This is a genomic window from Exiguobacterium sp. S3 (assembly GCF_018617295.1).
GTDB lineage: Bacteria > Bacillota > Bacilli > Exiguobacteriales > Exiguobacteriaceae > Exiguobacterium > Exiguobacterium profundum.
In genome coordinates, this window is record NZ_JACSJW010000006.1 from 88604 (window position 1) to 110921 (window position 22318).

Genomic DNA, 22318 nt, shown 5'->3' on the forward strand with positions numbered 1-22318 from the left:
CAGACTAGGTTCAGGTCGGTCGTTTTTCATTCAACTCATAGTGCGAATACGGTACACAGAGCGGTGTCCCGTATAGCGGATCCTCGGTCACCACGACTTTGAGGCCGAAAACGTCTTTCATGAACGTCTCATCGACGACATCGTTCGGACTTCCTTCGCGATACACGTTACCGCCAGCTAATGCGATGACATGATCGGCATAGCGACATGCCAAGTGAAGGTCGTGAAGTACCATGATGATCGTCTTTCCTTCCAATCGATTCAATCGATACATCAAATCTAAAATCTCGATTTGGTGCGACATGTCCAAGTATGTCGTCGGTTCATCGAGCAGGATCGTCTCCGATTCTTGGGCGAGTGCCAACGCGATCCACACCCGTTGCTTTTGTCCTCCGGAAAGGTTGCTGACGAGCGTGTCACGGAGCGATATCGTATCGGTGAAGGCGAGTGCCCGCTCGACGGCCCGTTCATCGTCTTCCGAATATCGTTTGAAGAACGTCTGGTACGGATAACGCCCGAATCGGACGAGTTGTTCGACGGTCAATCCATCCGGTGCCACGTTCACTTGTGGCATGAATGCCATGAGTCGAGCCGCCTCTTTCGCTCGATACGAATCGAGCGGTTTGTTTCGAAATGCGATCTCCCCGCCAAGTGCATCTCGCTGTCTCGCAAGCGTCGAGAGGAGCGTCGACTTCCCGCAGCCGTTCGCGCCGAGAAGGACGGTGATTTTCCCATGTGGGATGGAGAATGATAATTGATCGAGCACCGTCTTCTGTTCATATCCGATGGTTACGTGGTTCAAATCAAATGTGTTCATCTCATGCTTCCTTTCATCATCCGTCGAAGTAAGTAGAAGAAATACGGTGCTCCGATGACGGCTGTCATCACGCCGGTCCGTAGTTCATACGGATAAAAAATCGTCCGAGCGAGTACGTCCGCCAACACGACAATCGTCGCCCCGACAAGCAGCGTCGCCCAAATGTAAGGGAGCTTCAACCCTTGTCGAGCGATATGAGGTGCCATCAACCCAACAAAACCGATTGCACCGACAAAGGCGACACCGATTCCGGCGAGTAAACAGGAAAGCAACAACGTCCCACGCTGAATCCCGCGTACCGGTACGCCGATGCTCGTCGCTGTCGCTTCACTGATATGAAGCGGACGAACATGACGTTCAATCAAGAAGGCTGCCAGCAAAAAGAGAAGGACGAATGGCACCATAATCTTCAATTGATTCCACGTCGCGGCGTAGACTGTACCGGTGAGCCATTGTTGGATATCATTCTTTCGGTAAACGTTCGAGGCGAGCATCATGAACTGAACGATCCCTTGCGAGAAGATGCTGATTCCGATCCCAACAAGTGCTAGCCGGACAGGTGGGACTCCACGTTTCAACAAATAGAAGAGGAACATCCCGACAACAATCGCCCCAAGGAACGAAGCGATTGGGATATAGGCGAGCGGCACTGACAGCTGATTCGTTCGCTCATCCGAGAAAACGGTGAAGAACGTAGCCGTCGCAACCCCTGCACCTCCGACAATCCCGAAAATCTCCGGGGATGCCAGTTCGTTTTTGATTGTCAGTTGTAACAAGTGACCGCTGACGGCGAGACTTGCGCCGGCAGTGATTGCCATCAACACACGTGGCATCCGAAACTCGAAGACGACGAGCTGCTCGAATGCATCCCCTGCTCCGATGAACAGGGCAGCGAGTGAGGCGGGACTAAGGAATGTGTCACCGATGGCGAGCCCGAAATAAATCGACACGAGCAATCCAACGACAAGTAGAAGCGCCAACTCGATTTCACGCTTCCGGAGCGTGAACGAGACAGGACCTTTTCGAAAGCGATATGTTTTCATGATTTAAAGACTCCTTGTCTGACACTGACGAGATAGATGAAGAATGCCCCACCGATGACGGCGAGTACGACCCCAACGGTCACTTCGCGTGGGAACAGGATGATACGTCCCAGAATATCCGCCGCAAGCAACAGGACGCTACCGATGAGGGCACTTCCGGCGAGACGAGCGAAAAAGGCCGTCCTGAACAGATATTTTGCCAAATGGGGAGCGAGCAGACCAACAAATGCGATTGGTCCGGCAAGTGCCACCCCGAATGCGGAGAGCACGACGGCGAGCGTCACGGCGACGAACTTGATGATGCCGACATTTTGTCCGAGTGAACGGGCGACCTGGTCTCCGAGCGATAACGTCTCTAACTCTTTACTGAGCAAGAGAACGAGAATGACCGCCGCCGCCATCCATGGCAACAACGTCTCGACGAGCGTGAGCGATCGTCCGGCGACCGACCCGGTCAGCCAGAACAGCACCTCATCGAGCGCGCCTTCCTCATACGCGATGATCGACTGGGTGAAGGAACTGAATAGAGCGGCAAGCGACGCCCCGGCAAGCGTCATATACATGACGTTCCCTCCGTTCGCACTCAGTAGATAGACAATCACGCCGGCAATAAACGCTCCGATGAGCGAGGCTGTCGTGAACGAGGCGATACTACTGAACCCAAAAAGCGTCACGAGCACGATGGCTAGACTCGCTCCCGCGTTTACCGCCAAAATATCAGGAGATGCGAGCGGGTTACGGGTCACGAGTTGAAAGATGAGCCCAGCGAGACCTAGGACACTACCGACGAGTAGCGCGACGACCGTCCGTGGGATACGATTGTCTGCCAACGCAATCATCGCTTGTGATGAACCGTCCGCTTGGAACGTCATCACATCTTCATGACTGACGGCGATCACACCAACGCGCAGGGAAATATAACTTAAGATAGGTAAACAAATGATCAAGAAAAGTAATTTGATCCAAGGTTTTTTCATGTCCTCACTTCTTTCCTTTCCTACCATAGCAAATATTGCGTTCCAGAAAAAGGGGTTGACAGTGAGAATCATTATCACTTATAGTCAGGAAGGAAAATCACCTACATAGAGGAGAATTGTAATGAAAAAGTGGATGCTCGCGTTACTTACGCTTTGCTTAACCGTCGTCCTCGCTGCTTGCGGCGGGTCTGACGATACAGAGAACGATACAAGTTCAGAAACGGCGACTCGCTCGATTGAGCACGCGATGGGAACGGCGGACGTACCTGAAAACCCGGAACGCGTCGTCGTCTTGACGAACGAAGGGACAGAGGCCCTTCTCGCCCTCGACGTCAAACCAGTCGGAGCCGTCAAATCATGGAACGGCGACCCATGGTACCCGCACATCGAGTCTGAGATGACAGACGTCACGGAAGTCGGGACAGAAAGTGAAGTCAACTTAGAGGCCATCGCGAAACTCAAGCCAGATCTCATCATCGGAACGAAACTTCGTCAAGAGAACATCTATGACAAGTTAAACGCCATCGCACCGACGGTCATGTCAGAGACGCTCAAAGGTGATTGGCAAGAGAACTTCACCCTTTATGCGAACGCACTCAACCTAGAAGAGGAAGGCAATCAAGCGTTGGCCGACTACGAACAGCACGTCGAAGATACGAAAGCAGATCTCGGAGACGCCGTGAATAAAGAACTCTCGGTCGTCCGCTTCCTTCCTGGCGAGTCACGCATCTACTTCAATGACAGCTTCTCCGGCGTCATCCTTAATGATGTCGGCATCAAACGTCCAGCGTCACAAGATAAAGCGGAATTCGCTGAGCCAGTCGCGATGGAACGGATCCCGGAGATGGCAGGCGACCACATCGTCTACTTCACATATGGTGGAGCAGACGGGTCGAAGACAGCCGAAGAATGGCAATCGAATCAGTTGTGGAAAGACCTCGATGCTGTCAAAGCAGGGGAAGTGACAGAAGTCAGTGATGACATTTGGAACACGTCTGGTGGCGTCTTGTCTGCAAACCAAGTGCTCGATGAACTCGTCGACATCTTGAAATAAACAGTAGCGCATCAATTAAATTGATGCGCTTTTCCATACACTCATATGGTAAAATTTACATATCAACTCATAAGGAGCTTTACTATGCAACGTACACTTCGAAAGTCGGCGACGGACCGCTCTCTGTCAGGAGTATGTGGTGGAATTGCTGAATACTTTGGTATTTCTTCAATAGGAGTTCGACTCATCTTCTTGATTCTACCTGGGAGTTTCCTGCTTTATATGATTTTGACGAATTCCATGAAAGATGCGCCACGTTATCTATAAAAAACGCAGAAGCCATGAGCTTCCGCGTTTTTTTGTTAGGCATTCACTTTGTCTTTCATCGCTTCAAGCGCTCCGCTGTTCAGGAAGTGCCATGGCTTGTTGTAGTGCGGTTGGAAGAAGAAGTCGACATAGGCGAGCTCTTCGATCGTCATCTCGTTTTGGATGGCGAGCGAGAGTGTGTTGACCGCTTGCGTCAAATCCGCTTTCGATAACACTTGTCCACCGACAATCCGATGTGTCCCTTTTTCATAGACGAGTTTGAATTCGACTTTCTCTGCGGTCGGCATGAACTCCGGACGATACGCGTCCTCGATGACGACACTCTCCACTTCGAGTCCAAAGAGCGCTGCCGCTTCTTCCGTCAAACCAGATGACGCGATATTCCAGTCATAGAGTCGAAGTCCCGACGTTCCTTGTGTCCCTTGGTAGCGGACGCGTGGTTGCATCATGTTCTCCGCGACGAGTGTTCCCATGCGGACAGCGTTCGTCGCAAGTGGGATATAGGCGTGTGTATGCGCCGGGTTATAGTAGACGGCACAGCTGTCACCTGCCGCAAAAATATCGGGGTTGCTCGTACGCATATATTCATCGACGATGATGGCACCGTTCCCGAGCATATCGACCTGTCCTTCTAAGAGTCCCGTGTTCGGACGGAATCCGACACAGAGAATGACGAGATCCGCTTCGAATTCACCTTTGTCCGTCACGACGTGTGTGACGTTCCCTTCTGTTCCACGGAACGCTTCGACCGTCTGACCGAGTTCAAGATCGATTCCGCGACTGGTCATATCCGCTTCTAGTGGATCCGTGAACGACTTGTCGAGATACTTATTCAAGATGCGGTCGGCACTATCGATGAATGTGACGTGTTTTCCGTATGCTTCGAACGCTTCGACGAGCTCGACCCCGATATAGCCAGCCCCGATGACGGCAATCTTCGTCGCGTCTGTCGCCCGCTCGATGATGCGTTGGGCGTGCGCGTAGTTTTTACAGAGCTCGATTCCATTCATTTCGATTCCTGGGAGCGTCGGGACGATCGGCCATGAACCCGTCGTGACGATCAAGCGGTCATACGTGTCATGCACGTCTTCACCGGTCTCAAGATTTTTAGCGTGGACCGTCTTCGCTTCGGAGTCGATTGACAAGACGTCATGTTTCATGCGCATCGTCGCACCGAGTTCTTCAAGTTCACGTGGTGACGAGTAGAATAACTCTTCCGCACGTTGGACGACACCACCAACGTGGAGCGCAATCCCACACGAGAGGAAGCTAACGTTATCGTTCCGCTCGTAAACGGTGATATCGAGATTGTCGTGCTTGGCGAGTAATCCTTTGACTGCTGCTGTTCCTGCGTGTGTACATCCGATGACTGCGATTTTCATATGAGTCGTCTCTCCTTTTATGTTAGACAATACGTTTCGTTTTATATTGTGATAAACATCACATTTACTTCTTGACCTTAGTGTACTATTTCACAATATAAGATTCAATGACTTTGCTCATTATTTCACGTAAAAGTGTCTAAAGTTTGAACAGGAAAAAATCCGCTCATTTTCATGACCGGACTCGCTTCTCTTTCAATAGATAATAGATCCATACAAGAAGATGAACAATCAATCCGAGGACGTTCATAGAGAGACCAACTAGCCCCCACCACAATGCTCCCCAGCCGTATCCAAATGCCAGATTGCCAATCACAAGTACATAGCCACTTACGACTAGTAATGTACCGATCAGGAGTAACACGGGCCGTCGTCTTTTCGACCGCATCACGTGATAGATTGATAGCACTACTCCTAGTGTCAATCCAAGAAACAACAACATCAAAAAGGTCAAATCACTCATTCTCTTTACTGCTCCCGTTTCAAACGAAAAATAGTGAACGTCAAGTAGACAAGGAGACTTCCACCGTATAGGAGCAAACCGTATACGAACCAACCCATTCCATCAAATCCTCTTATGTATCCCACTCCGACGAGCATCATACAAAAACCAATGACCATACTCACAAACGAAATCGTGAGAACCTTATCCGTTTTTGACAGGAACAGATGTCTTCCAGTCCCTATGGATATCCCTGCAAAGATCAACATCATGATCGTCTCAAACCCGTACCATTGCCACCACATGACCCGCACCTCCAATCCCTCTTTTTTCCATATTAACATGAGTGAAGGGCTCACAGGTATGTTGAAAGTAAAAAGACCACCCGCTCATGCGAATGGTCCGAGTACTCATCGAACGGTGAACGTCTTCGTTACGCTTCGACCTTTCGGTGTCACGAGACGAAGCGTGAGCTGCGTCCCTTTTCGTTGCGGTGAAAAACTGAGAATCGTCGAAGTCGTTTTTACTTCTTTCTCTGCGAGAACGGTCGTCCCACGCATCAGCGTGAGTGTACCGTAAGCCACGTTTGACGTCGCACGCAATGTCTTCGACGCACTTGAAGGAATGGTCGATGACAATGTCGGAGCCGGTCCGACCGTCACGGTCTTTTTCTGAATGTGACGATACGTCCCTTGCTGACTCGTCAACGTCACGACACTTCCAATCGGTTGTCGACTGAATCGTAGCGTCACACGGCCTGTACTGCTTGCCGTTCCACTGGCGATTGTCTTCGTACCGCTCTTTAGTGTCACCGTACTGTTCGGTAGTACATACCCGACCCATAACGACTTTTCGTCGTTGATGGATAGCGTAGACAGCGAGGTCTTCGGCAATTCCACTGTGACTTCACGGGATTTTGACCCGACAGAGGCACGGACACGAATCGTGTCACCCGGTTTCGCCGGGATGGTGTACCGTGTCGTTGATAACCGTTTTGGTGAAACGGCCACACCATTTACGTAAAAACGAAGCGGGGCCACACTTGTCTTTTTAATCGAGAGTGTCGCCTGTGTCTTCGTCATCATGACGTCCGTGACACTCAAAACAGGTGCGAACGCGCGAACCGTCTTCGTCAATTCGTAAGTGGCATCGCGATACGTGCGTTTGACACGAATCACATCGCCTTCGCGTAATGGCGTATCGAACGTATAAGGCATCGAACTCGTCTTTGTCACAAGGATGTCATTCCGATAAACTTCATATGCTTCATTTGTGCTAGACGTTACATCAATCGATTTATCGTACATCAATGGTGTCCGCGTCCAAGTGAAGATAGGTGCATCATACGTCGCCTTCACTTCCGCAAGACGGAACTGTGAGGCAGGTGCATCCTGTAACTTATAGTATATTTTTGTCCCAACACCAAACCACATGTGAGAAAACGATTTGATTTGGAGCATCCCATCCTCATTTACTTGCTCACTCCAGGCTTCATAACCGCGTTCGCTACGGGCAACGATGTCAACGGTAGCCTGTGGCGTGGTCTGTAATGTCACACCTGATTTTACAGAGTTCGTTACAAGCGTGATGTCGTTCGGTAAAGTATCTTCACTTTCTTTTACCGTCACCAGTTCAATTGGATCGGCATATACACTTGATGGGCTTCCGATTTTTACGGTCACACGCGATCCTGGTGCGAACCAGCGCGTCGGTTGCCAAGTGAAGCGTCCCATCTCGTCTGACTGAACCGTTTTCGACTGATAGTTGACCAATGAATCTAGTGAGTCGGTGTACTGAGAGGTGCTTTTCGTCACACTGACGAATACTGGGGTGTTCGGTGCCGTTGTTCCTGTGATGGGTCCCAAAACACCTGTTGGCGGATCGAGTGTGAGCGGAACATAGTTAGATGCTACAAAGTCTTCTGTTCGTTCTAACCCGTTCCATCTAAATTCAAAAGAATATCCGCCATTCGTGTTCATCGTCAACTTACCTTGTTCCCAAACAAAAGGTTTCTTCTCAGAATATCGATACGTTGCCGACAATTCTGTCCCACTGACAGGAATGGATGTTCCATCAATCAGTTTAGCGGTTCCGTTCACTTGATAGGATTGGTTCACTTCATATCGTGTCGTTGTTTTCGGTACATCGATCAACAGTTGTCGTGGCGCTTTCCAAAATGACTCCGGCGTATACCCTGCCGTCACATCATGGGATAGCACATACCAATCTCCTCTCAGATTAACAAACGTATCATCCACCGATGATTCTTTCCATTCTCCAGTGGCAACATTGTAACTCACGTAATACGTATCAAACACTTTCCGCATCGTGAAGTAGTAAATCCCGTCTTTCCACAGGAGATTCGTGACAGATTCCGCCTCTTTTTCAATCCAACGTTTCGTGGTCAAATCAAAAATTCGGAGATGTGAGTCGGTGGACATCTTGACCACTAATTGATTCGCTTCTTCGATATATTGGGCAGATCGTACCTTGTCCGTATATGTTCCAAGCGTTTCAAGCGTTTCTCCCGTGATGGCTCGTTTCGTGATTTCACCGTTTGCGAAGACTAGGACCGTGCCGTCAGCAAGAAGGTCGTACGATTCGTATATACTTTCCGTATTAAACGTTCCGAGAATCTCACCCGTCAATGAAGTGACAGAATACGTCGTATGTCCTTTCCAAAGAATCATTTCTAAATCCTGATTCACAGCATGAAGATAATCGAGACCACTGCTCGAATCATTCGGGAATGACGTCATCGCATCGTTAATCGGATCCCAAATGATGACCTCGCCATATGCATCTAAAATGACGCGACCGTCTCCGAGTCCAACGATATTGTGTTCAACCGACACGCGGACGGGAAGTGTATACACTTTTCCTGTGCGCATATGCACAATCGTCTCTGGGTCGCCCGATCGCCATACATATTCACTGTTTGATACAACACTTCCCGTTGGCAGAACGTCCGCTTTTGCCGCTCCTTCTGCAAAGGCATCCATTTTTGGTCCAATCAACAATATGAGTACGACGAGCGTACTCCATAACCACTTGTTCATCTGCTTCCTCATTTCTGTTTATGTATACATAAGTTTTCAAAAAACATCCATTTTTGTTGAATCCCTTCTAATTTTAAGATGTTTTCTCAAAAATGCATAGCCCTAATATTCAAAAAAGCACCGCGTCATAATTTGACGCAGTGCTCACTTTTCATTCATCTGTTTCATTAAATCCATCTGTTCTTGCACCATCGCCTCTTTTTCCCGGCGTAGCACCCCTTTGTAGGTGATACGTGAAATCGATAAACTGATTTCATATAGGAAGAAGAGTGGTAACGACACCATAAGGTGCGACGTCAAATCCGGCGGTGTGATGAATGCCGCGATCACGAATAGGGCGAAGTATGCGTACTTTCGAATCTTTGATAAGAAGTACGGGGTCACGACACCGATTCGGGTCAAGAACATCATGACGACCGGTAGTTGGAACAATAGACCGAACGGAATTGTCAGCTGCAACAAGAACGTGAAGTAATTGTTGGCCCCGATGATTTGTTCGAGTCCGAGGTCTTGCCCGAGGTCCGTCGAGATATCGAGGACGAGCGGGAACAACCAGTAGTAGGCGAACGCAAGGCCAATCAAGAACAGTCCGAAGATGATCGGGATATAGGCAAGCGTGCCTTTCCGCTCATTCGGATGCAGACCGGGTGCGACAAACGCCCACACTTGATACAGTAGGAATGGGCTCGCCGCGATAAGGCCGATGATGAGCGCCAAGTTCAAGTAAATCATGAGCGGGTCCGCGACCCCAAAGGCGTTCAGTTCGAGCCCGCGTTCGACGAGGTCTTTTTGCAAATACGCGAGTACATATTTGACACTCGGCAAAGCCATCAAAAAGAAGGCAAAGACGACAAATGCAGATAGCATCAGTCGTCTCCGCAGCTCTGTCAAGTGATCGGTGAGTTCCCGCTCTTGATCAGGTTGATGATTCATGGCTTACTGCTCTTTCTTTTCGATAGCTTTCTTGTCGTTCTCGTCGTGCTCGTTCATCATGCCGTTCGTTGCATTTTTGAACTCACGAAGCGTTTGTCCGGCCGCGCGACCAAACTCCGGCAATTTCTTCGGTCCGAAGATGATAAGCGCGATGATGGCGATGATGAATAGACTCGCCCCACCCGGAATCCCGACGACGAGTGATGATGCTAGTAATTCCATTATTGATGGACCCCCTCAGCGGTTGGATAGTGTTGCATAAAGTAAATGAGTGACTGCAGCTCAATCGACAAATCGATATGATGGACGCGAACCGTATCCGGTACAGTGAGTCGTGCCGGTGTGAAGTTCAAGATGCCCTTGATGCCGAAACGCACCAAGTCGTCTGCGACGGACTGCGCATAAGCAGAAGGTACCGTCAAAATAGCGACGTCGATCTTGTTTTGCTTCATGATTTGTTCCATCTCATCGACGTGATGAATTGGGACGCCTGACATCGTCGTGCCGACTTTTGTCTCGTCTGCGTCGAACCCGACGACGATATGTGTGTTATTGTTTTTAAGGAAGTTATAGTTGACGAATGCCGTCCCAAGGTGACCGACTCCGACCAAGGCGACATTCGTAATCTCGTCTTGATTCAGTGTCTTTCGGAAAAAGTCTAACAGATACTGCACGTTATAGCCATATCCCTTTTTACCGAGCGCACCGAAGTACGAGAAATCACGGCGAATCGTAGCCGAATCGACCTTGACCGCCTCACTCAGTTCTGCTGAAGAGACACGTTGTTTCCCTGAAGCATGCAGGCTTTGAATAAATCGATAGTATAGTGGCAACCGTTTGGCTGTCGCTTGTGGAATCTTTGGTTCGTTTTGACTCAACGGAAAGAGCCTCCTTTTTACGACACGTTACAAACGAATCTGAATTTCATACACCTTGATTGTAAACGAATTCACATGACCACTCAACGAATATACCTAAAATCGCTGAAAAATACAGTATACTAAATAGAGAGAAAGGGGTTTTTTCACTTGATCCTACTGCAAGTCAACAACTTATCCAAATCCTTCGGCGTCGAGCCGATTTTAGAAAATGTCAAACTCGAAATCCAGGAAGGCGAACGCGTCGCCCTTGTCGGTCGTAACGGGGCCGGAAAGTCGACGCTTTTGAAAGTCATCGCTGGTGAATACAACTATGACTCCGGGGACATCATGAAGCCAAAAGACGTCACGATCGGCTATCTCGCCCAAGACTCAGGGTTAGAATCCGACGAGACGATCTGGAATGAGATGCTCACCGTCTTCACGGACTTGATCGAGCAAGAGAAGACGCTCCGTCGCATGGAGGCTGACATGGGCTCCGAACGGATTCTAAACGACGCCGCTGCGTACGAACGCCTCCTCTCCTCTTACGATGAAGAGCAACATACGTTCAAAGAGCGTGGCGGTTACCAATATGAAGCGACCATCCGCTCGGTCCTTCACGGGATGCGCTTCTATCCGGACGACTTCGAGCGTCGCATCGACACACTCTCCGGGGGACAACGGACACGTCTCGCCTTGGCGAAGATGCTCCTTCAAAGTCCCGACCTGCTCATCTTGGACGAGCCGACGAACCATTTGGACATCGAGACGCTCGCCTGGCTAGAGAAGTACTTGAGCGGCTATAAAGGTGCCGTCCTCATCGTCTCCCACGATCGCTACTTCCTCGACCGCGTCGTTTCGGTCGTCTATGAGTTGTCACGTCATCGGAGCCGCCGCTTCGTCGGGAACTATACGAAGTATCTCGAGCAGAAGGCGGCCCTCTACGAACAAGAGAAGAAGCAGTTCGAGTCGCAGCAAGAAGAGATTGCCAAGATGCAGGACTTCATCCAACGAAACATCGCCCGGGCGACGACGACGAAACGTGCACAAAGCGTGCGGAAACGTCTCGAGAAAGTCGACCGACTCGATGCTCCGGATGGTGACGAACGCAGTGCCGTCCTCTCGTTCTCTATCAAACGCCAGAGCGGGAACGATGTATTGAGCGCGAGTGACCTCGCCATCGGATACGAGGAAGCAATCGCTCAAAATCTCCGTTTCCAACTGCAACGCGGGGAGTCCGTCGCGCTCGTCGGTCCGAACGGGGTCGGGAAGTCGACCCTCCTCAAAGTGTTGACGAAACAACAAGCCGCCCTCACCGGTGACATCCGTTACGGGACGGGCGTCGAAATCGGATACTACGACCAGGAGCAACAAAACTTGTCTGACGCGAACCGTGTCATCGACGAGATTTGGAACGCCTGGCCGCTCATGCGCGAGCAAGAAGTTCGGAGTCTGCTCGGACAGTTCCTCTTCAGTGGCGATGACGTCATGAAGCGTGTCCATGAATTATCAGGTGGCGAACGGGCACGACTCACGTTGGCCAAGCTGAAGCTCGAGCAACCGAACCTCCTCATCCTGGACGAGCCGACGAACCACTTGGACCTCGACTCGAAGATGATTTTGGAGAATGCCCTCCTCGACTATCCGGGCACGATTCTCTTCGTCTCGCATGACCGCTACTTCATCGATCGACTCGCGACGCGTGTGCTAGAGATCACACCGAACGGCATCGACGAGTATCTCGGAGACTATTCGTACTACGTCGAGAAGAAAGAAGAACTCGAGGAACTGGCGCGACTCGCCCGTGAGGAGACGAAGCAGGTCGTCGTGAAAAAACAACGCGCCGATAAGGAACAACAGCGAGAAGAGCGCCGCATCAAACAGCGCATCGAAGAGATTGAGCAAGCGATTGAGCAACATGAGAATCGTCTTGATGAGATCGAACAGTTGCTTTGTGAGCCGGACGTCTTCAACGACTTCGCCCGTGCACAGGAGTTGTCGACCGAATCGGACGCTGCGAAAGAATCGATTACCGCACTTTATGCGGAATGGGAGGAACTCCATACATGATGCGTACCCGTGCCATGCGAATCGAGTTCATTCAAGCGTTCCTGACGGGACTCGCCTACATCGTGCCGACCGGGACCGAGTTCGTGTCTGAACTCATCCGCGGGGAGCCGACCATCGTCCCGTCTATTCTCTTTTTCTTCCTGCCGGTCGTCATCGGCTTCATCATTCAGACGTGGCCAGGAATACTACTCAGTCTCTTCAGTGGCCTGCTCATGAGCACGCTCTTCATCCGTATCGTCGTCTGGCCGGTTGATGTGACGGTCCATACATTCTATGCGCCTGGATCGGTGTGGGCCCACTTCTATGAAGAGACGCTCTTCATGTGGATCCTCGCCCTGCTCGTGTTCATCGTGAGCCGCATCAATACGTGGCATCGGGAGAATTATCGACAACCAAAAGCATAACAAAACCACGTCTTCTGTTTGAAGGCGTGGTTTTGTTTGTACAATCAACGTTATCATTGACATTGATAATCATTTTCAATTAGTCTGTTATTGAGGTGATTTCAATGAAACTACTGATTGGATATGTGAGCATGTCAGGCAATACGGAAGACATCGCAAATCTGATTCGACATACATGGCAGGACGCAGGACACGATGTTTCGATATCTGACGATTTGGAATCCTTACGTATCGAGCAATTCTCCGAATACGATGGAGTCATACTCGGTACGTATACGTGGGGAGACGGAGATGTTCCGTATGAGGCCGAGGATTTCGTATTTGATTTGGAAGAGGCGTCGTTAAACGGTTTGCCGTGTGCTGCCTTCGGTTCAGGGGACACGGACTATCCCAAGTATTGTGCAGCCGTCGATACCGTCGAGCACGCCTTTCAAACTGCTGGCGGGAACGTTCTTGTTCCTGCACTCAAGATTGAATTCGACCCGGATACGGACGAAAAAAAGGAAGCATGTCTCGCGTTCGCCCATACATTCCTTCAACAACTTGAAGCACTCAAAAAGGTTCAGCCTCGTGGCTGAACCTTTTTGTTAGAAGTAACGCAGTGGTTGGAATCCGATTGTATGGAAGTCGAGCTTCGTCCCGTCTTCAGCGATAAAGAAGACAGCCTCGTTCGTGTCGACGTCACGTGTGAACACTTTATAGAACGTCATCGGTTTTTCGCCATTCGTCACATAACGTGCTTCGTGTGTCGAGATGACTTGTGCGAACAGTTGCTGTTCGTCGAGTTCCTCGATCAAATCATCAAACTTCGCCGCTTCTTCTTCTGTTGCCTCGCGACCCCGCTCGATTTCATAATAAGCATCGCTCGCTTTTGGTTGTACCCCGAGATTGCGATCGACGACGATCACACGCTCCGGCTCTTGGTCGACGACACTTGTGTAGCCATATAGTGACTTGATGAGCGTATTCTCTCCGGTCACGCGACCGATACCTTCTAATGCCTCTTCTCCAGTGAGTGACTTCACTCGTGTCTCTTCTGGAACAATCTCCTCTTGATAGGCGATATTGTAAGCGCGGATAATCTCACGTACTTGTAAGAACGTCGCAACGACGAGTAGTACGATGAGCCCTCCGATGATGATGCGTTTCGTCATGTCTCTATTTCCCCCTAGACTGTCATGCTCTCTTCTAAGGATAACCCAGGAACCGCGTTCATCGCTAGTGTATCGCGCTTACCGCGCACATACGCGTGATGTGCCGCCACCCCGATCATGCCCGCATTGTCCCCACAGAGGTCAAGCGGTGGAATGACGAGTTGAATTCCTTCAGCTGTAGCAGCTTCTTGAAGCGCTGTGCGGAGGCCACGGTTCGCCGCGACACCACCCGCGACAAGCAATTGCTTCGCCCCTTTTTCCTTCACGGCACGAATCGCTTTCTCGACGAGCACTTCGACGACACTCGCCTGGAAGCTCGCCGCCAAGTTTTCAGGGATGACCGTCTCTCCACGTTGTTCCGCATTGTGTACGGCGTTGATGACCGATGACTTCAAGCCACTGAAACTGAAATCAAAGCTACCCGGTTCGAGACGAACGCGTGGGAAGTTGTACGTGTCTTCCCCGACCGCTGCCAGGCGGTCAATCGCAGGACCTCCCGGATATGGGAGACTGAGCGTGCGCGCAACCTTATCGTACGCCTCACCTGCCGCGTCGTCACGTGTCTCCCCGATGACTTCGAAGACACCATGTTCTGGCATATAGACGAGTTCTGTATGTCCCCCTGAAACGACGAGACAGACGAGCGGAAACTGCATCTCTTCGACAAGTTCGTTCGCGTAAATGTGTCCGGCGATATGGTGGACACCGATGAGCGGTTTTTGATGGGCGAATGCCAACGCCTTGGCCGCACTGATCCCAACGAGAAGGGCACCGACGAGACCCGGTCCTTGTGTGACCGCGACCGCATCGACGTCTTCCATCGTCACGCCGGCCTCACTCAATGCGTCGTCAATCACGTACGTGATTCGTTCCACATGATGACGAGACGCCACTTCAGGGACGACGCCACCAAATCGTTTATGACTCTCGATTTGAGAAGAGACGACGTTCGACAATAACGTCTTTCCGTCTTTGACGAGCGCAACAGACGTCTCGTCACAGCTCGACTCGATCGAGAGAATCAGTGATGTGTTCATTCTGACTCACTTCCTAACTTCGCCCAATAAATATAGGCGTCTTCATTATTATCCTGATAGTAGCGTCTTCTCCGACCGGCTTGCATAAAACCGAATTGTTCATATAGTTTTTGCGCGCCAACGTTCGACACGCGGACTTCTAACGTCAATCCGACGAGTCCTTTTGACTTGGCGAACGCGACAAGTTCCGCTAACAATTGATTGCCGATGCCCTGTCCACGAAACTCAGGTAAGACGGCAATGTTTGTGATATGTCCTTCATCGACGATTGTCCAAACGCCGACAAACCCGACGACCCGTTTGTCATGGACCGCGACAAAGTAAATGGCCTGTTCATTTCGAAGCATCTCATTCATGAACGCCTCTTTTGTCCACGGGATGGCGAACGACGCTTCTTCGACTTTCGTCACTTCCTCGACATCAAGCCACGTCATCCGACGAATTTTCACGTCAGCCATTGTTTTGTCCCTCTAACCATTTCGCTTCCGCCTCGGCGAGTCGCAAATACTCCGGTTCAAACGAGTGAACATCGCTCGTCTCATCGCTGAAGACGACCAAATCACTCGCACGCCCATATCGATGGGCAGCCGGTGCTTCGATATAGTCATATTCACTTAACACGTCACGGAACGGTTCCACGTCTCCGACGACAAGGAAGCGCCCTTGACTATTCAGTCGCAACCAATCTGAGACGGAAGCGTGCTGATCATGTGTGAGTGCTTTGTTGTGTTGATAATATCCGATATACGCGTTGCCACGGCGCGCGTCAATCAATGAAACGACCGGCAAATCGGTATTCGGGGCCGCTGCCATGAGCTGAAGGGCAGATACACCGATGAGTGGAAGATTGAGCGTATAGGCGAGTGTCTTCGCTGTCGTCACTCCAATCCGAATTCCCGTGTACGACCCGGGTCCTGTCGTGACAACGATGCGTTCGAGCATGTTCGGTGTCCACTTGACCGCTGCCATGAGCTGTTCAATCATTGGCATGAGTGTGACCGCATGGTTTTTTGAGACCATGACCGTTGCTTCGGCTTGAATCTCTCCAGCCTCACTTAACGCGACTGACAAACGTGTCGTCGCCGTATCAATCATCAATTGCTTCATGCGAGCACCTCCTTGGCGATTTGAACGTAACGCTCACCCGTCGGAGCAAGTGTCAGTCTACGTTCTTCGTCGCCAACCCGTTCAATCGTGATGGCCAAGCGTTCTTCCGGGAGGGAGGACTCGATCAAGTTCGACCACTCGACGATGGCGACACCATCACCGTTGATATATTCCTCAAGACCGATGTCATCCCCCGTATCTTCGAGACGATAGACATCCATATGATAGAGCGGCAATCGCCCTTTATATTGTTTCATAATGGTGAAGGTCGGACTGTTGACGTTCCGCGTGACACCGAGTCCTTTTGCGAACCCTTGTGTGAACGTCGTTTTGCCGGCACCGAGGTCACCGTTTAACGTGATGACCGTCCCTGCTTCGACGAGTGTGGCCAAACGTTCTGCCACCGCCTGCGTCTCCGCCGCAGAATGCGTAATCAATGTATACATGAATGGTTCTCCTTTTTCACTTCTCATACGTACTCATTGTACACTTCATTTTAAGCAAAAAAAAACACGAAACGCTATCGTTTCGCTATCTCATTTAAAAATTGGTTGCGGGGGCTGGATTTGAACCAACGACCTTCGGGTTATGAGCCCGACGAGCTACCAGACTGCTCCACCCCGCGACGACATATGAAATTAAATAAAAATTGGTTGCGGGGGCCGGATTTGAACCGACGACCTTCGGGTTATGAGCCCGACGAGCTACCAGACTGCTCCACCCCGCGATGGTTTGAATTGTTTCGACATCCTCTATAATAAGCGAGACAGTTATAAAAAGCAACCATTTTCTTAATGTTTTTTCAAAAATGGAATCGGGAACAGATATAACAGCATAAACTATCAGAGAAAAGGGGCGCGACCGCCATGTCCAAATGGGGAAATCGATTCAAGAAATGGTTCTTTTCGGAGATCGAAGCCGAGATCACGTTTGACCCGGCAGCACTCATTCCGAAGCAGACCGTGACGGGTACGTTGCACGTCTCCAACCCGACAACGAATGTCGTTCGATTACAGGAACTCACCCTGACCTTCTTGACGACGTTCAAAGACATCACCATGGAAGGAAACGAGTTCAATCGAGAAGCTGATATTCAAGAAGTCCCGATTCCACTATCGCTTGTATTAGAGCCTGGAGCGAAAGAGGACGTTCCGTTTTCATTCGAGTTGACGATGTACGCACCCTCTTCTGCCGGCGCCCCGTATAGTATAGAGGCTACATTGTGGGACAAGGACATCAAACGAGTTTGGTTTGATGTAATCGAACACATCGAAATCGAACCGATGCCTGAACTGAAACGATTACTCGATGCGACCGCTCACGCTGGACTTGAGCCGATGTTCGTCCGAAACGTAATCGACCCGCTCGGGGAAGAACGTCCGTATCCATTCGTTGAAAAGTATGGATTCAAGCCGGTCGGAGAATGGGCCGATGAGTTCGAGGTCGTCAAATCGTTTTGGCGCTTACATGAAGACGGGATCGACCTCTACTACTGGCTCGACAACATCGAGACCCAGCGAACGCTCGAATCGATGGCGACCGACGTCGAATTGCGTCATCGTTCCCTCACCTGGGGGCAGCTCGAGCGCGAACAGGAACAGCTCGGTCTCGGCATTCAAGATACGTTACGCAGTCACCGCTCCTCGTGAGCGGTGATAACTTTTTAAGATGATGTGTAGCATTCGTTAATCGATCAAAAAGCTCCGAATAAGATTCTTTTCCATTCTTTTTTCGGACCTTTTTACTATGTTTTTAGCTAGTTTTTTCTTTTCTAGTCATAATATAGTGATGCAAAATCGAAGCAATCACACCTATGATTGATCCTATAACAATCGATACTAGTAAAATCGAAAAAATTTCTTGAAAGGTAACGGGTAGTAATAGTTGAGTAGCCATCAATAAAAAGACGAGGGTTACACCCGCTATAATCCACAGTAACGGTTTTTCCAAAGTAAGGTACTCCCTTCTTTAATAATTTTACCGTGCTCATTTCTTCTAATTCTGAAGTGTAAAGTACATATCTTGGAATCGATAACTCGGAGAGAATCGCCTGAATCCATTCGTTGAAGAGTTTTGATTCAAATCGATTGAAAAATGTGCCGACGAGTTCGAGAGCGTCAAATCACTTTGGCGTTGAAGATACGCTACTCAGTCACCGCTCCTCGTGAGCGGTTTTTTCAATTTGAATTCCATCCTTACTCGTATTGACGATAGTTTGAAAGTGGTGGCGATACGGATGCATGAACAATTCATATTGCAGACGTCGCTCTACATGTGAAGCGTGTAAGTAGTCCAGCTCCATACCCCGTTCCTGAATATCACGATGCGAACGTCGCTTGAACTCAGTCTCCCCGTCTGTGTAGAGATAAATCGATTGATCAAAAGATGAAAGATCCAGGAATGCGACACTCATCCCTTCAATAATCGTGATTGGCTTCTCCGGATCAATCCATGTCCGCTCTAAATAGGGGACATCAATCGTATAAAAGCCGATTCCTTCCCGAATCATACGGACATCTCGCTCGAGTGAGAGCAGATGATGTGCGGCCGGATGACACGCCGTCATCTTATACTGATGGGTCGTTCCATCGTGTTGATACGTGAGGATCGTTTGTTTCCGCAACTGTGAATCTGTAATATACGGGTCTGTGTGAAGCAGGTTTATATCACCGAGTCGTTCCCGTAATTTTTCTGCCAACGTCGATTTTCCGGCTGCACCGTGTCCGGAGATAGCAATCAGCGTTCGTTGATCCGGTCTCACGCTTTGTACGATACCCTCAATCAGTTGTTCCATGATTCTCTCCCTTTTGGTAATTTTGTTGTTTCAGAAAAACAAATACACGTCATTCATCCTCTATCCGTTTTCGAAGCCTGATTGCTGAAACAGCAAACATCACAAAGGCAATCAACGAAATCGAACTGACAATGATCAGAGTGGTCGATATGGGAGAACTAAAGAAAAATGGAATCGATAAAATCAATAGCGCCCCGGTGACTGCCATCCCTCTAATAAGAAATACCATCGTTTGACTCATTTTCTCTTCACTCTCCTTGAACTAAGCAAAAGAACCCTTACTATAAATATAATGACAGACAGCTCATCGTGTCAGGATGAGCTGTCTTCTTTTTTCTTCAGTCTCGTCAAGCTTCTGTTCTAACGTTTCCACTTGTCTCGTCATACGAGCAATCAGCTGACTGATTTCCTTATCCAGTCCGTTCACTTGATCTAAGGAATCATTGATTCGTCCATGCATCGTCCATTCTGAAAAAATATCATCCAAAAAGTAATCTGCGAACTGAATGAGTGAACCTCGATCGACATGCAACTCCTGAACAATACCTTGCACGTCCGCTAATTCACGGGAGAAACGCTCTAACGCAGATTGTAATTCGTGCATCGTCTGCTCGGAAGCATCTAGCGCCTCATGTTTCATTGCTGTGGCAATCAAGCCACCCCCGAAGAACGTGTCATACGTCGACCACCCCTTCGCACTATCTAGATGTTTGAGTGTTCTTGCAATCGTTGATCGCGCCGCCTTACCGGCAACGATGGCTTCCCGATACTCGATAAGAAGTTCATTCGTTTCGGCTTGTTGATTCGTGAGATGGTGTAGGTCTCGGCGAATAGCTGGATCTTTCGCAAGATGGGATTCTTTTGTTTCTAAGAAGGTCTCCCACTCAGCGTCGATGCCCTCATAAACCTCGAGCTGTTCTTGTAATTCTCGATGTTCGAGCGTCAATTCGTCAATCATCGCCTCGTGTTCTCGTAATTTCAGTTCAGCGCGAGCAGCCTCTTCCATTTCGATTGTCCGTTGTTCATCAAACGTGCCTCGTAACTTTCGCCATGTGTTGACGAGCGAGAATTCTTCAAGGTCATACACATCACGTTGTTCTTTCGTGAATGTGTTGAGTAGTGCCTTCCGCACCGCCTCATGCTCGTTCAACTGTTTGTTTAGTATCTCTTGCTTACGAACAAGTCGATCACGCTCGGAGATACGCTGTTGTAAGTCTAATTGGGTCTGCTGAAAATTCCCCATTATGTTTCCCCTCTCTTTGTACTGATTAAAGTGTCGATTGGAACGCCATTTATCGTCATGCCTTCGACATCACATCCTGTCAACGTGACATTTGTCAGGTCACATTGATTAAATGTAGCACCGCTCAGATTCGAATAGTGCATTTGAATAGTACGTGCATTCTCTCGCATCGTCACAAAGTTAAATTGTGAGCCCGACAAATTTAAATCACTAAACGTACTATTCCGGAAATTGATGTTCCGAAAACGGCTTTGACTGAAATTACAGTTGCTCGCATCAAGTGACGAAACATTACTATTTGTGACCGCCAAAAAGCTCGCGTTTACCCCATACGCTTGCCAACCTTCACATGACTGTTCTTCAAAGCAATGCGTACTCGGTTTTGCTTTTGTTCGTTTGACGAAACATACCTCATCTTCTGACTCATATACGACTTGAAATCCTAATTGTTTATAAAAACGAATATTTCTTGTTTGATGTGTCGATGTTTCCAACTCCCAAATCCGTACATGCGGAGATTGAGCTTCTACGTATTGAATCAACGCTTTACCGATTCCTTGCCCTTGCCTATCAGGATGTACAAAAACACGATCGATTCGTGCATAGTCATCACCTGTGAGGGTTAAGACGATTGCCCCAACGATGTGTTTGTCCTGCTCAATGACATAGCATGTTAACTCTTCAATCATATATTGTGTCATCGCCTCGAGATCGTATCCCGGCGGTTCAACATTCAAATCTCTCTCAGACAATTGCAAAGAAAGTGCTTCTTGTTGAAAACTTGCAGTTGAAACTTTTGTAACACTCATTATGTCGTCTTTCGTTGCTTCCCTTATAATCATTATTTGCCCCCTTCAATACTGTGTTATACGTGCTTCAATCGTTAAATGTTTCATCCAATAAAAAAAGCACCCAAAATGAGTGCCAATCAAATTCGATATTTTAAGATGGTAATGGTCAATCCTTGAACGATAAACGTCAAACCAATCAGAAGTGAAATCACATCACGATACACATCAAACGACAAGACATGTAACCAACGATGATACCATTCGATAAGTAACCATCCGATGGGGAAAATCGGAGCGGCTACCATATAAGAAGTAGTTGCAATTTCTTTTCCACGTTCGTCCTTGCCTTCCTTTCCAAACAAAAACCTCAATGTAATGATAAGCATGACAAGAAAAATTGGAAAGATAAGAATGTTGATCCATAACATCATAAAGGTTGCTCCTTCTTTTCATATTGAAATACGTCATGCACTGTTGTATCAAATAAAATGGCAATCTCAAATGCCAATTTTAGCGAGGGACTGTATCGATTATGTTCAAGCGATACAATCGTTTGTCGACTTACCCCTAAAAAATCTGCGACTTGTTGCTGTGACCATTTCCGCTCTGCTCGTAGCACACTTAATCGGTTATAAAGTTGTCCGCTCGTTTTTTTGACCATTTTTAAATGCCTTCTTTCTTAAAAAAGCGTTCTCTCTCATTCGAATGTAATATTTTTTTGTCATTTAGTCAAATAAATATTACACTTAAACATACAAAAAAACGACCGAGCGTATGCTCGGTCGTCCTGCGTTGTTGCCTGGCAACGTCCTATCCTCACAGGGGGAGATCCCCCAACTACTTTCGGCGCTGAGACGCTTAACTTCCGTGTTCGGCATGGGAAC

Annotated in this window: 26 protein-coding genes, 2 tRNA genes and 1 rRNA gene; 6 read left to right on the top strand and 23 right to left on the bottom strand. The window is 49.0% G+C overall.

The window, feature by feature from the left end; genetic code table 11:
* Window positions 1-10: 10 nt before the first annotated feature.
* The 3 genes from KNO65_RS14145 to KNO65_RS14155 are packed head-to-tail and all read right to left on the bottom strand — an operon-like array spanning window position 11 to window position 2837.
* Window positions 11-817 carry an ABC transporter ATP-binding protein gene (locus KNO65_RS14145; RefSeq protein ID WP_214784954.1) on the bottom strand — a complete coding sequence of 269 codons (807 nt, stop codon included), beginning with the start codon at window positions 815-817 and terminating at the stop codon, window positions 11-13.
* Window positions 814-1860 carry a FecCD family ABC transporter permease gene (locus KNO65_RS14150; protein ID WP_074034812.1) on the bottom strand — a complete coding sequence of 349 codons (1047 nt, stop codon included), beginning with the start codon at window positions 1858-1860 and terminating at the stop codon, window positions 814-816. The genes KNO65_RS14145 and KNO65_RS14150 overlap by 4 nt, the downstream gene beginning before the upstream one ends.
* Window positions 1857-2837 (bottom strand): FecCD family ABC transporter permease, encoded by a 981-nt coding sequence (locus KNO65_RS14155; RefSeq protein WP_214784956.1) that lies wholly within the window; start codon window positions 2835-2837, stop codon window positions 1857-1859. Before KNO65_RS14155 ends, KNO65_RS14150 begins: the two co-directional genes overlap by 4 nt.
* 121 nt (window positions 2838-2958) lie before the next feature.
* On the opposite strand from KNO65_RS14155, the gene KNO65_RS14160 reads away from it, so the two are divergent.
* Together KNO65_RS14160 and KNO65_RS14165 are read left to right on the top strand one after the other, a co-directional pair.
* The gene (locus KNO65_RS14160) at window positions 2959-3891 is read left to right on the top strand and encodes an ABC transporter substrate-binding protein (protein ID WP_214784958.1); all 933 of its coding nucleotides are present in this window, start codon (window positions 2959-2961) and stop codon (window positions 3889-3891) included.
* Window positions 3892-3975: 84 nt separating this feature from the next.
* Window positions 3976-4158 (top strand): PspC domain-containing protein, encoded by a 183-nt coding sequence (locus KNO65_RS14165; protein WP_074032578.1) that lies wholly within the window; start codon window positions 3976-3978, stop codon window positions 4156-4158.
* 35 nt (window positions 4159-4193) lie between these two features.
* On the opposite strand, the gene KNO65_RS14170 is transcribed toward KNO65_RS14165, so the two are convergent.
* The 7 genes from KNO65_RS14170 to KNO65_RS14200 all read right to left on the bottom strand — a co-directional run bounded on the left by KNO65_RS14170 (window position 4194) and on the right by KNO65_RS14200 (window position 10852).
* Window positions 4194-5540, bottom strand: a complete 1347-nt coding sequence (locus tag KNO65_RS14170) for an FAD-dependent oxidoreductase (protein WP_214784960.1) — start codon at window positions 5538-5540, stop codon at window positions 4194-4196.
* A gap of 172 nt (window positions 5541-5712) precedes the next feature.
* Window positions 5713-6003, bottom strand: coding sequence for a hypothetical protein (locus KNO65_RS14175; RefSeq protein WP_211781839.1), 291 nt, complete (start codon window positions 6001-6003; stop codon window positions 5713-5715).
* A 5-nt stretch (window positions 6004-6008) separates the two neighbouring features.
* Complete coding sequence (locus KNO65_RS14180) at window positions 6009-6287, bottom strand: hypothetical protein (protein ID WP_214784962.1); 279 nt, start codon at window positions 6285-6287, stop codon at window positions 6009-6011.
* Window positions 6288-6392: 105 nt separating this feature from the next.
* Window positions 6393-9041 (bottom strand): hypothetical protein, encoded by a 2649-nt coding sequence (locus tag KNO65_RS14185; protein WP_214784964.1) that lies wholly within the window; start codon window positions 9039-9041, stop codon window positions 6393-6395.
* Window positions 9042-9185: 144 nt separating this feature from the next.
* Window positions 9186-9974 (bottom strand): twin-arginine translocase subunit TatC, encoded by a 789-nt coding sequence (gene tatC, locus KNO65_RS14190; RefSeq protein ID WP_031424497.1) that lies wholly within the window; start codon window positions 9972-9974, stop codon window positions 9186-9188.
* Between the two features lie 3 nt (window positions 9975-9977).
* Window positions 9978-10196: a twin-arginine translocase TatA/TatE family subunit gene (tatA, locus tag KNO65_RS14195; RefSeq protein WP_034770678.1), complete on the bottom strand. Its 219-nt coding sequence runs from the start codon at window positions 10194-10196 to the stop codon at window positions 9978-9980.
* Window positions 10196-10852: a redox-sensing transcriptional repressor Rex gene (locus tag KNO65_RS14200; protein ID WP_015880579.1), complete on the bottom strand. Its 657-nt coding sequence runs from the start codon at window positions 10850-10852 to the stop codon at window positions 10196-10198. Before KNO65_RS14200 ends, tatA begins: the two co-directional genes overlap by 1 nt.
* Before the next feature lie 150 nt (window positions 10853-11002).
* Between KNO65_RS14200 and KNO65_RS14205 the strand changes: the two genes are divergently transcribed.
* From KNO65_RS14205 to KNO65_RS14215, 3 genes are all read left to right on the top strand, one after another.
* Window positions 11003-12904, top strand: coding sequence for an ABC-F family ATP-binding cassette domain-containing protein (locus tag KNO65_RS14205; RefSeq protein WP_214784966.1), 1902 nt, complete (start codon window positions 11003-11005; stop codon window positions 12902-12904).
* Window positions 12901-13308, top strand: a complete 408-nt coding sequence (locus KNO65_RS14210; RefSeq protein ID WP_214742998.1) for a hypothetical protein — start codon at window positions 12901-12903, stop codon at window positions 13306-13308. The genes KNO65_RS14205 and KNO65_RS14210 overlap by 4 nt, the downstream gene beginning before the upstream one ends.
* Before the next feature lie 104 nt (window positions 13309-13412).
* Window positions 13413-13886 carry a flavodoxin gene (locus KNO65_RS14215; RefSeq protein ID WP_214784969.1) on the top strand — a complete coding sequence of 158 codons (474 nt, stop codon included), beginning with the start codon at window positions 13413-13415 and terminating at the stop codon, window positions 13884-13886.
* A 9-nt stretch (window positions 13887-13895) separates the two neighbouring features.
* Here KNO65_RS14215 and KNO65_RS14220 read toward each other — a convergent pair whose 3' ends face one another.
* The 7 genes from KNO65_RS14220 to KNO65_RS14250 form a co-directional block, all read right to left on the bottom strand.
* Window positions 13896-14462, bottom strand: a complete 567-nt coding sequence (locus tag KNO65_RS14220; RefSeq protein WP_074034830.1) for a hypothetical protein — start codon at window positions 14460-14462, stop codon at window positions 13896-13898.
* Window positions 14463-14476: 14 nt separating this feature from the next.
* Window positions 14477-15499, bottom strand: coding sequence for a tRNA (adenosine(37)-N6)-threonylcarbamoyltransferase complex transferase subunit TsaD (tsaD, locus tag KNO65_RS14225; protein WP_074034832.1), 1023 nt, complete (start codon window positions 15497-15499; stop codon window positions 14477-14479).
* Entirely contained in the window at window positions 15496-15957 is a 462-nt protein-coding gene (gene rimI, locus KNO65_RS14230) for a ribosomal protein S18-alanine N-acetyltransferase (RefSeq protein WP_074034834.1), read from the bottom strand. The genes tsaD and rimI overlap by 4 nt, the downstream gene beginning before the upstream one ends.
* A complete protein-coding gene (gene tsaB / locus KNO65_RS14235) occupies window positions 15950-16606 on the bottom strand; it encodes a tRNA (adenosine(37)-N6)-threonylcarbamoyltransferase complex dimerization subunit type 1 TsaB (protein WP_074034836.1) in 657 nt (218 codons plus the stop codon). Before tsaB ends, rimI begins: the two co-directional genes overlap by 8 nt.
* On the bottom strand, window positions 16603-17052 hold the full coding sequence (tsaE, locus tag KNO65_RS14240) for a tRNA (adenosine(37)-N6)-threonylcarbamoyltransferase complex ATPase subunit type 1 TsaE (RefSeq protein ID WP_214784971.1): 450 nt from the start codon (window positions 17050-17052) through the stop codon (window positions 16603-16605). The genes tsaB and tsaE overlap by 4 nt, the downstream gene beginning before the upstream one ends.
* Window positions 17053-17154: 102 nt before the next feature.
* A tRNA-Met gene (locus KNO65_RS14245) sits at window positions 17155-17231 on the bottom strand.
* 25 nt (window positions 17232-17256) lie between these two features.
* Window positions 17257-17333: transfer RNA gene (locus KNO65_RS14250), tRNA-Met, on the bottom strand.
* 139 nt (window positions 17334-17472) lie between these two features.
* Here KNO65_RS14250 and KNO65_RS14255 point away from each other — a divergent pair.
* Entirely contained in the window at window positions 17473-18255 is a 783-nt protein-coding gene (locus KNO65_RS14255; protein WP_015880565.1) for a sporulation protein, read from the top strand.
* Between the two features lie 503 nt (window positions 18256-18758).
* Here KNO65_RS14255 and KNO65_RS14260 read toward each other — a convergent pair.
* The 6 genes from KNO65_RS14260 to rrf form a co-directional block, all read right to left on the bottom strand.
* On the bottom strand, window positions 18759-19400 hold the full coding sequence (locus KNO65_RS14260; RefSeq protein WP_074034841.1) for a uridine kinase family protein: 642 nt from the start codon (window positions 19398-19400) through the stop codon (window positions 18759-18761).
* A 304-nt stretch (window positions 19401-19704) separates the two neighbouring features.
* Window positions 19705-20643, bottom strand: a complete 939-nt coding sequence (locus tag KNO65_RS14265) for a coiled-coil domain-containing protein (protein WP_214784973.1) — start codon at window positions 20641-20643, stop codon at window positions 19705-19707.
* Complete coding sequence (locus tag KNO65_RS14270) at window positions 20643-21485, bottom strand: GNAT family N-acetyltransferase (protein WP_214784975.1); 843 nt, start codon at window positions 21483-21485, stop codon at window positions 20643-20645. The genes KNO65_RS14265 and KNO65_RS14270 overlap by 1 nt, the downstream gene beginning before the upstream one ends.
* 86 nt (window positions 21486-21571) lie before the next feature.
* Window positions 21572-21865, bottom strand: a complete 294-nt coding sequence (locus KNO65_RS14275) for a hypothetical protein (protein WP_251124976.1) — start codon at window positions 21863-21865, stop codon at window positions 21572-21574.
* Window positions 21862-22095, bottom strand: a complete 234-nt coding sequence (locus KNO65_RS14280) for a helix-turn-helix transcriptional regulator (RefSeq protein ID WP_031424468.1) — start codon at window positions 22093-22095, stop codon at window positions 21862-21864. Before KNO65_RS14280 ends, KNO65_RS14275 begins: the two co-directional genes overlap by 4 nt.
* Window positions 22096-22231: 136 nt before the next feature.
* Window positions 22232-22318 (bottom strand): 5S ribosomal RNA (gene rrf / locus KNO65_RS14285); the annotation flags it as partial.

Coding starts and splice junctions, on each gene's coding strand:
- KNO65_RS14145 (WP_214784954.1), bottom strand. CDS start 817: ATGAACACATTTGATTTGAACCACGTAACCATCGGATATGAACAGAAG.
- KNO65_RS14150 (WP_074034812.1), bottom strand. CDS start 1,860: ATGAAAACATATCGCTTTCGAAAAGGTCCTGTCTCGTTCACGCTCCGG.
- KNO65_RS14155 (WP_214784956.1), bottom strand. CDS start 2,837: ATGAAAAAACCTTGGATCAAATTACTTTTCTTGATCATTTGTTTACCT.
- KNO65_RS14160 (WP_214784958.1), top strand. CDS start 2,959: ATGAAAAAGTGGATGCTCGCGTTACTTACGCTTTGCTTAACCGTCGTC.
- KNO65_RS14165 (WP_074032578.1), top strand. CDS start 3,976: ATGCAACGTACACTTCGAAAGTCGGCGACGGACCGCTCTCTGTCAGGA.
- KNO65_RS14170 (WP_214784960.1), bottom strand. CDS start 5,540: ATGAAAATCGCAGTCATCGGATGTACACACGCAGGAACAGCAGCAGTC.
- KNO65_RS14175 (WP_211781839.1), bottom strand. CDS start 6,003: ATGAGTGATTTGACCTTTTTGATGTTGTTGTTTCTTGGATTGACACTA.
- KNO65_RS14180 (WP_214784962.1), bottom strand. CDS start 6,287: ATGTGGTGGCAATGGTACGGGTTTGAGACGATCATGATGTTGATCTTT.
- KNO65_RS14185 (WP_214784964.1), bottom strand. CDS start 9,041: ATGAACAAGTGGTTATGGAGTACGCTCGTCGTACTCATATTGTTGATT.
- tatC (WP_031424497.1), bottom strand. CDS start 9,974: ATGAATCATCAACCTGATCAAGAGCGGGAACTCACCGATCACTTGACA.
- tatA (WP_034770678.1), bottom strand. CDS start 10,196: ATGGAATTACTAGCATCATCACTCGTCGTCGGGATTCCGGGTGGGGCG.
- KNO65_RS14210 (WP_214742998.1), top strand. CDS start 12,901: ATGATGCGTACCCGTGCCATGCGAATCGAGTTCATTCAAGCGTTCCTG.
- KNO65_RS14215 (WP_214784969.1), top strand. CDS start 13,413: ATGAAACTACTGATTGGATATGTGAGCATGTCAGGCAATACGGAAGAC.
- KNO65_RS14220 (WP_074034830.1), bottom strand. CDS start 14,462: ATGACGAAACGCATCATCATCGGAGGGCTCATCGTACTACTCGTCGTT.
- tsaD (WP_074034832.1), bottom strand. CDS start 15,499: ATGAACACATCACTGATTCTCTCGATCGAGTCGAGCTGTGACGAGACG.
- rimI (WP_074034834.1), bottom strand. CDS start 15,957: ATGGCTGACGTGAAAATTCGTCGGATGACGTGGCTTGATGTCGAGGAA.
- tsaB (WP_074034836.1), bottom strand. CDS start 16,606: ATGAAGCAATTGATGATTGATACGGCGACGACACGTTTGTCAGTCGCG.
- tsaE (WP_214784971.1), bottom strand. CDS start 17,052: ATGTATACATTGATTACGCATTCTGCGGCGGAGACGCAGGCGGTGGCA.
- KNO65_RS14255 (WP_015880565.1), top strand. CDS start 17,473: ATGTCCAAATGGGGAAATCGATTCAAGAAATGGTTCTTTTCGGAGATC.
- KNO65_RS14260 (WP_074034841.1), bottom strand. CDS start 19,400: ATGGAACAACTGATTGAGGGTATCGTACAAAGCGTGAGACCGGATCAA.
- KNO65_RS14265 (WP_214784973.1), bottom strand. CDS start 20,643: ATGGGGAATTTTCAGCAGACCCAATTAGACTTACAACAGCGTATCTCC.
- KNO65_RS14270 (WP_214784975.1), bottom strand. CDS start 21,485: ATGATTATAAGGGAAGCAACGAAAGACGACATAATGAGTGTTACAAAA.
- KNO65_RS14275 (WP_251124976.1), bottom strand. CDS start 21,865: ATGATGTTATGGATCAACATTCTTATCTTTCCAATTTTTCTTGTCATG.
- KNO65_RS14280 (WP_031424468.1), bottom strand. CDS start 22,095: ATGGTCAAAAAAACGAGCGGACAACTTTATAACCGATTAAGTGTGCTA.